The 14,291-nt window shown below is 54.1% G+C and carries 11 protein-coding genes; 7 read left to right on the forward strand and 4 right to left on the reverse strand.

Going from position 1 to position 14,291, the window contains the following annotated elements:
- Positions 1-38: 38 nt before the first annotated feature.
- The 5 genes from PLIM_RS13765 to PLIM_RS13790 all read left to right on the forward strand — a co-directional run bounded on the left by PLIM_RS13765 (position 39) and on the right by PLIM_RS13790 (position 6,238).
- Positions 39-335: a hypothetical protein gene (locus PLIM_RS13765; RefSeq protein ID WP_148227111.1), complete on the forward strand. Its 297-nt coding sequence runs from the start codon at positions 39-41 to the stop codon at positions 333-335.
- A gap of 282 nt (positions 336-617) precedes the next feature.
- Entirely contained in the window at positions 618-1,787 is a 1,170-nt protein-coding gene (tatC, locus tag PLIM_RS13770; RefSeq protein ID WP_013110934.1) for a twin-arginine translocase subunit TatC, read from the forward strand.
- A 518-nt stretch (positions 1,788-2,305) separates the two neighbouring features.
- Entirely contained in the window at positions 2,306-3,679 is a 1,374-nt protein-coding gene (locus tag PLIM_RS13780; RefSeq protein WP_013110935.1) for a 6-phosphofructokinase, read from the forward strand.
- 342 nt (positions 3,680-4,021) lie between these two features.
- Complete coding sequence (locus PLIM_RS13785) at positions 4,022-5,098, forward strand: class I SAM-dependent methyltransferase (RefSeq protein WP_013110936.1); 1,077 nt, start codon at positions 4,022-4,024, stop codon at positions 5,096-5,098.
- A 54-nt stretch (positions 5,099-5,152) separates the two neighbouring features.
- Positions 5,153-6,238 (forward strand): glycosyltransferase family 2 protein, encoded by a 1,086-nt coding sequence (locus PLIM_RS13790; RefSeq protein WP_013110937.1) that lies wholly within the window; start codon positions 5,153-5,155, stop codon positions 6,236-6,238.
- A 52-nt stretch (positions 6,239-6,290) separates the two neighbouring features.
- Here PLIM_RS13790 and PLIM_RS13795 read toward each other — a convergent pair whose 3' ends face one another.
- The 4 genes from PLIM_RS13795 to PLIM_RS13810 form a co-directional block, all read right to left on the reverse strand.
- Positions 6,291-7,733, reverse strand: a complete 1,443-nt coding sequence (locus PLIM_RS13795; RefSeq protein ID WP_013110938.1) for an FAD-binding oxidoreductase — start codon at positions 7,731-7,733, stop codon at positions 6,291-6,293.
- A 280-nt stretch (positions 7,734-8,013) separates the two neighbouring features.
- On the reverse strand, positions 8,014-9,603 hold the full coding sequence (locus tag PLIM_RS13800; RefSeq protein WP_013110940.1) for a DUF1570 domain-containing protein: 1,590 nt from the start codon (positions 9,601-9,603) through the stop codon (positions 8,014-8,016).
- Between the two features lie 154 nt (positions 9,604-9,757).
- A complete protein-coding gene (locus PLIM_RS13805; protein ID WP_013110941.1) occupies positions 9,758-10,795 on the reverse strand; it encodes a cytochrome d ubiquinol oxidase subunit II in 1,038 nt (345 codons plus the stop codon).
- Positions 10,792-12,141 carry a cytochrome ubiquinol oxidase subunit I gene (locus PLIM_RS13810; RefSeq protein WP_013110942.1) on the reverse strand — a complete coding sequence of 450 codons (1,350 nt, stop codon included), beginning with the start codon at positions 12,139-12,141 and terminating at the stop codon, positions 10,792-10,794. Before PLIM_RS13810 ends, PLIM_RS13805 begins: the two co-directional genes overlap by 4 nt.
- A gap of 117 nt (positions 12,142-12,258) precedes the next feature.
- On the opposite strand from PLIM_RS13810, the gene PLIM_RS13815 reads away from it, so the two are divergent.
- Positions 12,259-12,486 (forward strand): hypothetical protein, encoded by a 228-nt coding sequence (locus PLIM_RS13815; RefSeq protein WP_041401774.1) that lies wholly within the window; start codon positions 12,259-12,261, stop codon positions 12,484-12,486.
- Positions 12,487-12,549: 63 nt separating this feature from the next.
- A complete protein-coding gene (locus PLIM_RS13820) occupies positions 12,550-14,283 on the forward strand; it encodes a hypothetical protein (protein ID WP_013110943.1) in 1,734 nt (577 codons plus the stop codon).
- Positions 14,284-14,291: the final 8 nt, after the last annotated feature.

Raw genomic sequence — 14,291 nt, forward strand, 5'->3', positions numbered from 1 at the left:
CTCAAAAATCATTAGTGATCGAAAAAACATACATATTCATGCATCATTACGCCGCAGAATTGCATCAATTGGGTGCAATTGCTCAACCAAATCCGACAAATGTACGTAACGACAATATGAAGGGGAGACTGAATAACCAAACGACGATTGCCCACCTGAAATTGACGCTGCTGACACATGTAATGTCGGGCGCAATAAGCGGCTCATGCAAACAGGAGGTGATCAACTGGTCGCCTTTTGATGCAGTCAAGACGGCACTTAGGAGCAGATTGCTGCAATCACTAAGCAACAGCGGCTTCCCAATTGGCGTGAGGCAAAGGTTCTGGTATTCTTGATGTTACAGCCGTTTGCATTGACTGCTTCTCAGTTGGTGCCCGTCGGCTGACCTCGGTGCATCGCCTTTGTCTGTCAACCCCCGGAGATCATTGGGGGTTGAGCATAGGGTTCGATGACTCCCTGGGTTTGCCTTTTTGTCTTCTATACGGTGCCAGAAGCCGACATTTGCCAGGCAGTCTTTCGAATTCATCCCGATGATGTGACAAGTCAGATGATGTCCCGAATCAGTCGAACTGCGGCAACAACGGAATTTCGGATACCGCCATCCCCTTGAGGATTTCATGGCCAGCCCGCAGATCACACCGTCTCCAGCCGTTTCCAAATCAAGGTCCACTCCCAGCATCAAGACGAAGGATCTCTTCGACGACTCGACCATGACTTTTGGCGAGCATCTCGAAGTGCTCCGCGTGCATGTCTTTCGTGCGATGATCGGACTGGTGATCGCTGTCTGTTTTTCACTCTATGCCGGCGAATACATTGTCGCATTCATCCGCCAGCCGATTGATGCGGCCCTCGTGCGAAACAACATGATGGAATTCGTCCAGGCTGAGCCGCAGATGTCATCGGGTGATTTCTTCTCGTATCTCTCGAATTCGTTCTGGGCTCTTTGGGGCTATGAAAACAAGACTCCCGCATCTACCGATACGCAAGAACTGAAACAGGAACTCGAACAACTCCAGACCGAGAAAACGAGCCCCAGCAAGTCGATCGATCTCCAATTGTCGGCTTACGAGCTGCTGTCCCAACTGCATCAGGTCGCCCCGGAGTCGCTACCGGCACCGAAAGAAGAACTCAAGGGGAAATCGATCACAGTCAAAGTGATGAGCGACACCTTCTCGACTTTGCGAAAGGCAGCCGAGAACAGCGTACGGCCGATCGCACTGAATGTTCAGGAAGCCTTTATGACTTATCTGAAGGTCGGCTTCGTTTCGGGCCTGGTCTTCGCCAGCCCATGGGTGATTTACCAGTTGTGGCTCTTTGTCGCTGCCGGGCTTTATCCTCACGAGCGGCGTTATGTGTATATCTATCTGCCCTTCAGTATTGGATTGTTTTTGGCGGGGGCGGCCTTCTGTTACTTTGCCGTTTTCCCGCTGATGCTGGACTTCCTGCTGGGTTACAACGCCCGCCTGGGAATCAACCCGCAGATTCGCATCTCGGAGTGGATTTCGTTCGCCGTCAGTTTTCCACTGATGTTCGGCATCAGCTTTCAACTGCCACTGGTGATGATGTTCCTCGCGAAGATCAACGTGGTGACTCCCAAGATGTTCCGCGAGCAGCGGCGAATGGCGATTCTCGTGATCGCGATTGCTTCGATGCTGCTGACTCCTTCCGGTGACCCAGCCAGTATGATTCTGATGATGGCCCCCCTGCTGGTTCTGTACGAATTGGGCATCTACCTCTGCAAAGTCCCCGAATCATCGGAAGAAGCGACTTCTCCAGAAGCCGCCTGATATTGGAGATCTGTGGCAAGCACAGACCATGAATGGTGGACTCGCGCAGGTCAGCTTTTCGTCATGTTTACGGTTCACCACTGCGACTTAGTGCGTGCAGCGATAGACACTTAAACGAGCAGATTTGCCCAGAGAACATGCAATTGCGCTTGCATGTTTTTATGCATTGATCTTTTTTCCCAACAATCGTGTGAGATTTGCCCGCGAGAGTTGCCCTCCGCGCAATCAACGATTGAAATGCGCCCTGAATTTCAGCACTCCGAATGACAGCGGCAACCAGAGCCTCGAGCTCGTCGTGATTTGGAACTGATTGGCGCAGTGAATGCAGTGTCCTTTCGTATCGCAGGCTTTTCCTTCCGAGTTGTTGACCTCCTTTTTAACACAATGAATCAGAATCTGATGGCTTCTGATTGTTGATGTGAGCAAGGAGCTTTGAGGAACTGTCCAAGCGAGCAAAGTGACACTGACGTTTGAGACAACTGCAGGAATTCCTCCTGTTTTGTGACAAAGGTTTGAGAATGAAGCGGATCGCAATTCTGACTGCCGGCGGTGATACTCCCGCACTCAATGCCACCATCTACGGGGCTGTCGAGCGAGCCAATGCCCTCAAGATCGAGGTTTATGGCATCATTCGAGGCTATGCGGGCCTTGTCGATCCGCGAACACCTCATGTGCGGCTCAACCCGCTTTTCACCACCATTCCCGAACTTGATCCCTGTAAAGGAGGCACTCTGCTGGGTGCTTCCCGTACCTATGTCGATCCCGCCGAAAGTGAACTCCTGGGCCAGATTGGCAGTCGGCTCAAAAAGCTCGGCATTGAAGGTCTGATCTGTGTCGGCGGTGACGGCACAATCAACGGCATGCAGCCACTTTCCGAGATGCTCCCCTGCGTACTGGCTCCAAAAACCATCGACAACGATCTCGGGCTTAACTATCTCGATGAAGTTCACGAATGGAACGAAGCGGGCGACCGCAAAGAACTGCTGACCAAACCTCAGCGCGAAGCCATTCAACTCGACGAAATCATTAACTTTGCCACTCCCGGTTATGCCACAGCCTGCTTTGTGGTCGCCCAGGGGATGGAGCGCATCCGCACGACGGCAGAAAGCCACCGCCGGATTGCAATTGTCGAAGTCATGGGACGAGATTCCGGCTATATCCCGCTCGGCTCTGCTTACGGCCAGCCCGATGTCATCCTGATTCCTGAAGTGCCGCTCGATATGGATCGTCTTGAACGACGTATTGCCGAGCTTTACGACCTGCAGAAGCACGTGGTCATTTCGATTGGCGAAGGGATTGTCGATTCGACTGGCCATCAACTGGGTGCGGCTCATAAGAGCTTCGACCCCGCAGGCAACGTGGTCTTCAGCGGTGCGGCTGAAGAATTGAAACGCATGCTGGTTAAGCGATTTGGTGATGAATTCTTTGATAGCCGCCGCAAGCACGAATCGGGGGATTCGGCGATCTTTACTCGTAAAGTGGGTCACACCCAGCGTGGTGGTCGTCCGATTCTGTTTGATCGCTTCTATGCGACACAACTCGGTGGCAAAACGGTCGATCTGCTGCATCAAGGCAAAAACAACGTGATTGCCACGTTGCAGTGGTCTACTAAAGATGGCTTCCGCCTCGATTCGATCCCTGCCCAACGCCTGCGCGATCAGTGGGGCCGCATTCATGCCCGGCATGTGCACCCCTCACTGTACGATGCCGATAAGTTCCAGCCATCGCGACTGGGGATGCAGTATCTTTCGACTATCCTCACCAGTGCCGTGGGTGCCGACGATATCGAACAGCTCTCACGCGAGATCTTCAGCCCGGGCAAACTGGTGGCTCGTTACCAGAGTGTGAATATCGACATCCAGCGGCGGATCGAAACCATCAAGGATGCCTGATGCCATTTTGGCCTTATGGGATGGACACGAAATTTCGTCATCGATTCGGTGATGGAATCTCACCATTCATCGAATTGAGCCGGGGCTATCTCTTTCGTTGACTACCCCTGTGACCACTGTGTCACAATTCCTAAAGCGAAATGCCCTCTGGTGTTGAATCAGAGGGCATTTTCTTTTCAACAGGTTTCCCAGCGAAAGTGGTTATCAAAGTTGATCTTGCGGCAATTGTGAGGCCCGATTTAGATTAAGCAAGACGTTTTGTTATCGTCGCAATTCACGATCTTGGAATGATCCGATTCGGTTGCTCCCCTCGAGTGGCCGATGTCCGGCGAAAGGATTCGCATGTCGGCAGCTCTCTCCCTCGATGCGTGGGGTGCTCAGGCCACGGCACCGGCCTTGGCGATCGCTCCGGGTACATTCCAGCCGGAAATCTTCCGCGAATCGATCGATTGCCCATGCTGTGGATCTCATCAATTCCGCACAATCATTGAAGCAACTGACCCACTCACGGGAATTGGCGGGAAGTTTCCCATCGTCGAGTGCGAGTCGTGCTCAATGGTCATTACCAATCCCCGGCCCACACTCGCTTCTTTGGGGTACTTTTATCCCGCCGAATACTCACCTTACGATCACAACTCGGGAGACGGTCTCAAAGCGTTTGACCGCTTCATTGAACAGTCGGCACTGCGAACTGATTTTGGCTACCCGCCACAACCCGTCGGCCTGTTGACTCGCATGGCCTCCCGGCTGGCGGCATCACGATTTCGAACCAAGTTTACGCGCCATGAATGGATTCCCTGGACAGGCTCAGGCCGCCTGCTTGATGTGGGCTGCGGCTCGGGAGGATTTCTCACCCGCATGAAACGCCTGGGCTGGAACGTCGAAGGGATCGACTACGCCAGCGATGTGGCCCGCAAAGTCCAGGAGCGAACAGGAATTCGCGTACTGGCAGGGACGATTCCTCATCCTGAACTCAAGCTCTCCAGCTACGATGTCGTCTCTTTGTGGCATGTACTCGAGCATGTCCCTGATCCTCGGGCGACACTTTCAGCGGCGGCTGATCTGTTGGCCCCCGGTGGAAAACTTGTTCTCGAAGTTCCCAACATCGAGAGCTGGAGTTTTGCCGAGTTCCGCGAAGACTGGTTCGCTTTGGAAGCCCCGAGGCATCTCAACCACTTCAGCCCAAAGTCCTTGGCAAAGATTCTTCCTGAAGGCCGCTTCTCGTCCGTCAAGATTGAACAGATTGGCATGCGGTCGTGGATTCGGAAGTCGGCCCAGATGGCTGTCAAGAAGGGTCACGAGAAGTACAACGCCTGGCTGAAAGCGGGCAAACCACACTTTACGAAGCTGGCTGCTCAAAGCGAAGCCGACCATCGGGGCGACGCCTTGCGATTGATTGCTGTGAAGTCAAACGCCTAGCGGATCAATTTGCGAGGTCTTCGATCACTGTCTCCGTGACTGGAAATGAACACGATGATCCCCTGGTCGCCACTCCCACCAGCTCCATCGACATTGATCGAAACACCTGCTGCCACGTCTACGCTCTCTGCAGGCCACCGAGTACAGCCTCCACTCGTCTCTGTCGTGATCGTCAACTGGAACGGCGGAGAGATGCTGCAGGCATGTCTGCACTCGCTGGAAAACTGCGAGGGCCGAGATTCACTTGAAGTCATCGTGGTGGATAACGCCTCCAGCGACAATTCGTGGAGGAACATCCCCGCATTACACTATCCCTTCAAGCTCCTGCGGAATGAAACAAATCTTGGTTTTGCCATGGCCTGCAATCAGGGGGCAGAACTCAGTTCCAGCGAGTTTGTACTACTACTGAACCCGGATTCCATCCTTTACCCACAATCGATCTCGAAGGTTGTCGAGTTTCTGAATGCGCCCGCACAGGCTGACATTGGCATCTGCGGCATCCAGCTCGAAGATGAGCGTGGTCGAGTTTCACGAACTTGCTCAAGGTTACCGACGCCCGTCTCTTTGATAGCGAAATCATGGCGGCTCGACAGCTACTTTCCCCGCTGGTTCCCGCCTCTGTTCATGAAAGAATGGGATCACCTTTCCACGCGCGATGTCGAGGAAGTGATCGGAGCCTTCTTCCTCGTCCGGCGTGACGTGTGGCATCAACTGAATGGGCTGGATGAGCGATACTTCGTTTACTTCGAAGAAGTCGACTTCTGCGAACGAGCCAGGCTGGCCGGATATCGCACGGTCTACTTTGCCGGGGCACGCGCTCGGCATCTGGGTGGTGGCTCGTCCAAACAGATTCGCGGCAAAGCAGGCTTCTACAATCTGCGAGCCCGATTGCAATATGCCGCCAAACATTTTTCCAAGCGACAAGCACAACTGGTTGTGCTCCATACCCTGACCATTGAACCAGCCATTCGTCTCTTCGAAGCGGCTATCAAACTGAAGTTCAAGCGTCTTCCCGAGATCTGGACTTCCTACCAGATGCTCTGGCGAGACTGGCTGACTTATGGCATTCGCCAGGTGGCAATCTACGAGCGTCCGCCCATTCATCAGCCCTCTGGCGGTAAAAACGCGAAGGCCGCCTGAATAATAGTCGCGAAACTCACTCCCACCAAAGAGCTTTTCAGGTGAGGAGACTTCAGGCACTGGCCTGTTTGCCGGGGTGCACGCGTTCGATATGTTCGCTGCCGCAGCCTGAACCTGCGGGAAACATCTTCCCGGGGCTCAGCAGGTTTTCCGGGTTGAAAGTGCTTCTCACACGCGACATCACTTCGACATCAACAGGCGAGAAGAGCTTGGGCAGAAAGGCTCGCTTTTCGACACCAATGCCATGCTCGCCGGTAATGCTCCCGCCGAGCCGAATACATTCGTTGAGGATTTCATCGCTCGCCTGCAGGACTCGACTCAATTCCCCCTCGTGGCGTTCATCGAATAGCAGGACGGGATGGATGTTGCCATCACCGGCGTGGCAGACATTCACAATGCGAATGTCATACTTCTCACTAGTGCGCTGAATAAACGAAAGAATTTCTGGCAGCCGCGTACGCGGCACCACTCCATCCTGTGTGCAGTAGCTGGGGCTGAGCCGGCCGATTGCTCCGAAGGATTGCTTGCGGCACTTCCAAAGCGCGGCGCGCTCGGCTGCCGATTGAGCCACCCGCGTTTCCCGCACATGGTGCTGTTCGAGTAGTGCAGCGATCTTGACTGATTCTTCCTGGACCGCGATCTCCAGCCCATCGAGTTCAATAATCAGCACAGCCCCGGCATCGAGCGGGAACCCGTATTGAAATGCCGCTTCGACCGCCTGAATGATGCCCTGATCCATCAACTCCAGCGCTGCAGGGATCAACCCCGCCCCAATGATCGAACTGATCGCATTGGTGGCATCGGCAACTGTGGCAAAGATGGCGAGTAATGTTCGCCAGGCGGCAGGATCGCGTGTGAGCCTGACCCAGGCCCGCGTACAGATACCCAATGTCCCTTCACTCCCCACCATCAGCCCCGTCAGATCGAGTGGATCGCTGGTTCCCCGGGGGCCACCAAAAACCTCGATGGAGCCATCCGGCAGCACCATTTCGACCCCCAGGACATGATTCACCGTCACCCCGTATTTGAGGGTATGCGGGCCACCGCTGTTGGTCGCCACGTTGCCGCCAATCGTGCAGGCACTTTGCGAGGAAGGATCCGGAGCATAATGATAGCCTGAACCCGCCAGTTCCCGGTTCAAATGGATGTTCACCACACCGGCTTGAACGACGGCATAGCGATCTCGCAGATGAATTTCTTCAATGGACGTCATCCGTGTGGTGGCGATCATCACGCCGCCACCAATGGGTAAACAACCACCAGCCAACCCCGTCCCGGCTCCACGCGGCACGACAGGAATTTTTGCCTGGGTACACGCTTTCATCACGCGGGAAAGTTCGTCGGTAGAAGCGGGGAAGACAACCACCTCGGGGACATTCTTCTCGATGGTGTAGCCATCACACTCATACACCAGCAGCTCGCTCGCCACCGTGCGCAGATGCTTCGAGCCCACGATGGTGGCGAGCGTCCTCAAGAATTCAGTGGTGATAGGCATGTGCATGGTTCCTGAAGAGGTCATCACTTCTGCAGCCATGTTATACCAACCGGGTGGCCCGACCGCCTCGCGGTTTGGGTCGCGCAGCGACAAGATGCCACTTCCTGCGCTTGTCATCGGAAATAACGTTGATCAAACAGGCATCTTGTCTTTATCTCTTCCGACAATTACGGCAAGCGGGCGGCTCAACCATGGACCACGTTGGAAGCATGTCACACGGATGGCGCGGCGTCTTGTGCCTCCGGCACCCGGCCACTAGCTGGCAGGGCTACCAGAAGTATTAAGGTGTGATGATTGCGGGATTGGCAGGTGGCAGGCTGCGAGCCAGTTCTTCCTGCTGGATGACGAACTCCCGATAACCGGCATCGAGCTGTTCGAACGGAACACCCACCAGTTCTTCAATCGAATCGACGCTGTCTCGCTTCAGATCACTCATCGAGTAGATCTGTGACAGATGGGCAATGACCGCATCTCGATAGCGGCCACCTTCCGCTTCCATGAGATACTTGGTCATGTTCGCAGCCTGCTGATAGTTCCAGGCAAGTTTTTCGCTCGATTGAAATGCCTGCATACCGAGCGGTGCCATCTCGCGTAGAGGCAGATAGTAGCCATCATTCAGAAATCGATAGCGGGCTGCCAGAAAGCGATCAAATCGAGGATCACCCAGGCTGGCACCCAGATCTTTCTCAGAAAACGATTCGAAATAGCAGGCAATCCCTTCAACAATCCAGAAGTTTTCATACCGGGCGATCTCGCGATCACGTCCGATCTCGTAGAGCAACTGGTGAGTCGCTTCATGATAGAGCGTCGTTTTGGCACTCACTTCAGGATCGTGAAAGAAGTGGGCAATTCGTTCCGTCGGTCGATACAGGCCATTGGTAATATCAATCTGTGGAACAAACTGCTTCAGGCGTTCGTTGTATTCGAGCCTCGTACGGTAGTAGTGCACCACATGTGGCTTGGAGACCGTTCGTGCCTGGGTCTTCCCATCAAACAATTGAGCCAGCTGCTCGGGGGTATTGAAAAAGCCAGCGAACTGCAGGTGGAAGAAGTCGTAAAAGGCTTCCAGAGCATCCCCAAGTTCAACACCTTTTTCGAGACTGTGATTGGTTTTAATCAGAAAGTGCTCAGTACGAATTTCCCACGCCTGCCGGAAATCACGGCGAATCTCGGCTTCCTTCTCGGCCGACACCCAGCGGGATTGCACGAACCGCTCGCCATTTTCGTAACGGGGGACATGCTTCTTGAGAATCCAGCCAAACTGCGGATGCCGCACATACATTTTGCGTGTCATGTCGGCTTCGAAAGGCGTCATCCATTCCTGGCCCTGCTGCACATAACCAAGCAATTTGCGAGCAGGCTTGTTATCGGGATCGTGCTGAGCCACTTCTCGCACAAGATCCAGAGCATAACTGCCAAAACCCGCATGTAAGGCTTTGCGTGAATGGAGATATAAATTCTTGGCGTGGCTTTCCTGTTCGAAGCGAAGTTGAGTCTGCCAGAAGCGATCGTCCGCAGGGAGCGCCAGCGGAATTTCCGCGCGTGTTTGGCGCGGTAAGGGCCTGGCGAGAAAGGCTGCCCGATCTGCCGGTGTTTTCGCAGCGCGAACTGTGAGAGCAGCACTGGGAAGCACACGGGTTTCGCACTCTTTGGCCAGAGTCTCAAGCCTGGCGGCAAATTCTTCTTCCAACTTGGCCTGTTGACTCTGGAGAACTTTCAACGTGCCAGCAGCAGCCGCACGATTCGTCGTCTGCGCCAGAGCCCGGGAGGGATCGAGGATGATCAAAAACAAGGCAAGGATCAGGAGCACCGGAGACCAGAAGTTCGATCTGGTGGGAGAGGTATCGCTCACATCCATGTTGATGACCATTGCTCTTGACCCCTGAGGCTGCCAGTGAATGTCACTCACAGGCCCGAGAAAAATTCTGCCACTTTATGATGATTGATTGAAGCGGAGTGGTCTAGACCCGAATGAGCGGAATCGTGGCCCGTAGAACAAAGTGGAATTCTGCCGAAGATCGGCATCAGGGATGGCTGGAATGGGCAAGATGCTCATGGTCGAGTGCTGAAGACGATTTGAAGAGCCAGAACAGCCACGCCAGCGAAGGTAATAAAAGGAGCATTCCGCCAGCGATCGCCACAAGCATGGCCCAGAGGACGGACGGCGGAGCCACCAGTTGATCCAGTGGAATTTCGGGGATCATGGTCGCGGGTGAGACGGCTAAGCCGGCCCCCCACAGCACCGCGGCCACAGCCAAAACACTCGCCAGCACGGCAGCCAGAGGCCAGCGAAAATAGAGCGCGACCATCGAAAACATCCCGCCAGCCCAGGAAAGCAGCACCAAGGGTGAGTCGCCCCAGATGAGTCGCCTGGCCATTTCCGGTTGTTCGCTGCTGACAAACGCCAGCCCTGCCATGGCCAGAAGTCCTGTCCAGACACCGGAGAGCATCGCCCTGCTCCGCCAGATCTCCATCAGAAAACGTTCGTGGCGCAGGCTTGCTTCGCGGAAGAGAAAGACTGAGCAAAGATAGAGGCAGACAGCCACTGCAAAAAATCCACTATAGATCGCCAGTGGATTGAGCCACGCCGTCTGCGATAAACGGGGATTTGTTGCCTCACGGGTCAGGATCCCTCCCACGACGGTTCCCAGAAAAAATGGCGCTGCCGTCGAAGCCAGACCGAAGAGCACAGTCGACGCACGCGTGACCGAGTTTTCGACAGGCGAATACGCGCGAAAGATAAAGGCCGCGCCACGACAGACAATCCCAGCTAATCCCAGAAGTAGTGGCAGCCACATCACCACACACAGATGCTGAAACACCCGCGGCATGGCCGACCAGAGGATCACCAGCACAAAAATCAGCCAGACGTGATTGGCTTCCCAGACAGGGCCAATCACTTCTCTCAGCAATTGGCGATCTCGACGATGCGAGCGAAAACTTGTGTTGAACTCCCAGATTCCCGCGCCAAAGTCGGCACCGCCAAGAATGGCATAAGCTGTGAGTGCCAGCAGCAATGTGCCGTAAAGTATTGAGGCAGGGAGAATAGCATCGGGATTCATGACAAAGAGCTTTGATCTGACGCTGCCGGGTTGGAAGACAAATTCGAAGACGTTGGTATCGGCTGCACCGCCAATAATTGGAGGACAATGGTCAAGCCAGCGAATAAAGCCAGATAGATGGCCAGCGTCGCTAAAAAGAGCCATTCCAGCCCAGGGATTTGTGAGGCGGCGTCTTTGGTACGCATCACGTTATGGGCAATCCAGGGCTGTCGGCCAACTTCCGTCACGACCCAGCCTGCTTCCATCGCGAGCACTGTCGCCGGGCCGGAGGCGATGATCGCCATTAAAACCCAGCGATTGTCGGCGGGATGCCATTTCATCCACCACGAGAGGATTGTCCAGCCACCTAACGCCATGAGTAAAGTCCCCAGCCCCACCATGATCTGAAAGGCGATATGCACGACGACGACTGGAGGCTGGTTTTCTCGTGGAAAATCATCGAGGCCCTGTACTGTCGCGTGAGGATCACCATAAGCAAGGATTGACAGCGCGTAAGGAATTTCAATGTCATAATTGGTTTCGCGAGTGGTCGTATCCGGCCAGCCGCCAATGCGAAGGGGAGCCCCCGTTTCGGTTTTGAACTGCCCTTCCATGGCTGCCAGCTTAATCGGCTGAGTGCGAGCTACTGTTTTCGCTGCCCAGTCTCCTGCCAGACCCTGTGGAAAACTGGCCAGTGTTCCCATCCACAACGCCAGCAACATCGCCCTGCGAGAATAGAGACAGGTAGGTTTATTCCAGAGTACGCATGCATAGAAAGCTGCCACCAGAAAACCCGTCACCATGTAAGCCGCCAGCAGCATGTGGACAATCTGGACGGCGGCCGTTGGCCCGGTCATTGCTGCCAGCGGATCGACATCGACAACCACACCATCCCGCATTGTGAAACCGCGCGGCGCATTCATCCAGGCATTCGCAGTGACAACAAAGGAGGCCGAAGCCACACCAGAGAGGGCTATCGGCACGCCAGTCCACCAGTGGATGCGAGGGGGAAGCTTATTCCAGCCATAAAGATAGATCCCGGCAAAGATCGCCTCCAGAAAGAAGGCAAAACCTTCGAGAGTAAATGGCAATCCAATCACGCTGCCAAAAGTTCCCATAAACTTAGGCCAGAGAATGCCCAGTTCAAATGAGAGAACTGTCCCGGAAACCGCACCGACAGCAAAGAGCACAGCAAAGGCTTTCGACCAGCGGTGTGCCAGTGCCCGCCAGAGAGGATCATTGGTGCGCAGCGAAAGCCACTCGGCTGACAGCATGAGAACGGGTAAACCGACACCTAAGCAGGCCAGAATGATGTGCGAGCCAAGCGTGAAGGCCATCTGCCATCGAGCGATGAGCAACGAATCCACAAAATGACTTTCGAATGCAGGTGCAAGTTGGAATTGAGCAAATCGCCATAAGCTTACGGGGCGCGGTTCTACCGTCGCATCATCTCAACATTATCGCCCTCCATCAAAAATATGGATATGTCAAAAGCCGTACCCGACCACGATTCTCAATTGTTGGTGCAAATGAAAGCGAAATCAGCTGCCATCCAGTCATCGTTTCTTGAAGTTAAGGATTTTGAGAATGCCCCCAACCGGCCGCTCTCCGAACTGGTCGCTCACCCAACTCACCGTTCAAATAAGAAGTTTTCGCCTCATGAAAAACTTTCAAAGAATTTCTGGCCAACAGGCCGCTTCGTTGACGCATGAATCGGTGTAAGCTGCTGCTCATGCAGTTTTGGCGATTTTATGAATCTTCCCAGGGTGAAGCGGATGTCTCGAACACAAAACATCGTGCCATGGGCCTGCTGGTTACTTGTGGGAATGTCCTGCGGCCTGCTGTCACAGCCAATAGCCCCAGCCGCTGAAAAAAATGGCTTGTTTGATTGGAGGAGTTCCGCTGCGATTCCGGGTGGAGTCAAAGATGTGACCAGCGACCTCGCCAGAAACATCGAGGGAAATACACTCGATCTGGGAACGGGGAAGATCGTACTGACACCTCGCATCAAGCTGAAATCCGCAGTTGCCGACCACGTGAAGCTCTCCCTGGTTTTTCAGGTCGAAGAAGCGAATCAGACCATGGAGTTGACTGGCCTGGCGGGAATGAATGGACACTATCTGCCTGCCGGAGCCAATTTGCGAAACATTCGTATCGAGAAGTCGCCGCATAGCGAAACATTTCTCCGGAAGGGGGAATTGACTCTCCTGCTGATTTTCCCCCAGAACAAACCAGCCGGTTCGGGTTTGGCTGAAAGACTGGCTGAGCGAAAACGAGAGATGGAGCAGGAAAAGCAGAATCCTCCGCAATGGAAGCCATTCCCCGGTCAGCCCGAACCTGAAAAACAGGTCAAGAAATCGCCACTGGTTCCCGGCCCGGAGACGGGCTACAAGCCTCGATCGATGGAATTTGCACAATTGGCGGCAGCGATTTCAGGTAAGTACGTCATGCCCGGACGGGATACACACCGCCCTTATGCCGTGCAGTGGCGTCAGGCCGCCGAAGCCGCATCCAAATACCCTGCTCCAGAACTTCATAAGTATTCGACAAAAATGCTGGAGCGAGCCAAGGCCGACGCAGGTATCGATCTGACAGCTGTGCGGGCGAAATTGCGAAAGGATGCGGAGCGTTTAGCAAACAAGAAAATTGGCTATGGCACCGTCATCGGATATGAAACTACGGACTCCTTTGGGAATCAGAGACCTGTTTTTGCGAGTGGTAATGAACCGGATCTCAGTGCTCAGCAAGAAGCTCGTGAATTGGAAGCGATTGCTGGGAAAAACGATCAGGAGTTGCGAGCCTGGGTGATCGCTCGCAGAGATCAGAATGGCTGGGAAGATCTGTTTTTTGGAGATGGAACATCCAACAACCGGGATCACATGTTCCAGAATCTCGTAATGGATGCCCGCAAGGTTCTCGTCGCCGATGCAGCACAACATGCCGGGCCAGTAGCGAACTCACCATTGGTTCAATTTCGTCGAGTCGATTCCAAGAAATTCAAGCTCAAGAACGTGAGCCAAAAAAGTTTGAGTGATGCCTTAGTGATGATGAAAATGGGGTTCACCAAGTCCGACAAACTCAAACAGTTTCGAGCACCGATAATGCTTTTTGTTCCGCAATGGAAAGCGGGCGATGAATTAGAGATGGATTTTGAATTCAATGAACCCACCGTAGTTCACGCCCAGATCGATACCTATACAAATGAGGCATCGCTCCTGGGAACTGAGTTTTCGCTCGTTGACCCACAAGCTCCCCCCAGTGATCGGCCCGGGAAAATTGTGCTGAGAAGCGACAACCCTCTAAGCAAAGGTTTGAAAGTCTGGGCGGAACTGGATGGCCAGCGTTTCGAATGGGAGGAAGGAGAGCGGCAGCTCGAAATCCCTGCACCACCAGGCAAGCATCAACTGGTGGTTAAAGGCCGCAATGGAAAGATCACAAAAACACTTCACACTTCACAGCCCGAAATTGACGCAAAAGACTACAAGACGATCAGCATTCCGAGCAAATAGCGATGGGG

Origin of the sequence: Planctopirus limnophila DSM 3776, from assembly GCF_000092105.1 — a bacterium.
GTDB lineage: Bacteria > Planctomycetota > Planctomycetia > Planctomycetales > Planctomycetaceae > Planctopirus > Planctopirus limnophila.

Coding starts and splice junctions, on each gene's coding strand:
- PLIM_RS13765 (WP_148227111.1), top strand. CDS start 39: ATGCATCATTACGCCGCAGAATTGCATCAATTGGGTGCAATTGCTCAA.
- tatC (WP_013110934.1), top strand. CDS start 618: ATGGCCAGCCCGCAGATCACACCGTCTCCAGCCGTTTCCAAATCAAGG.
- PLIM_RS13780 (WP_013110935.1), top strand. CDS start 2,306: ATGAAGCGGATCGCAATTCTGACTGCCGGCGGTGATACTCCCGCACTC.
- PLIM_RS13785 (WP_013110936.1), top strand. CDS start 4,022: ATGTCGGCAGCTCTCTCCCTCGATGCGTGGGGTGCTCAGGCCACGGCA.
- PLIM_RS13790 (WP_013110937.1), top strand. CDS start 5,153: ATGATCCCCTGGTCGCCACTCCCACCAGCTCCATCGACATTGATCGAA.
- PLIM_RS13795 (WP_013110938.1), bottom strand. CDS start 7,733: ATGCCTATCACCACTGAATTCTTGAGGACGCTCGCCACCATCGTGGGC.
- PLIM_RS13800 (WP_013110940.1), bottom strand. CDS start 9,603: ATGGTCATCAACATGGATGTGAGCGATACCTCTCCCACCAGATCGAAC.
- PLIM_RS13805 (WP_013110941.1), bottom strand. CDS start 10,795: ATGAATCCCGATGCTATTCTCCCTGCCTCAATACTTTACGGCACATTG.
- PLIM_RS13815 (WP_041401774.1), top strand. CDS start 12,259: ATGTCAAAAGCCGTACCCGACCACGATTCTCAATTGTTGGTGCAAATG.
- PLIM_RS13820 (WP_013110943.1), top strand. CDS start 12,550: ATGTCTCGAACACAAAACATCGTGCCATGGGCCTGCTGGTTACTTGTG.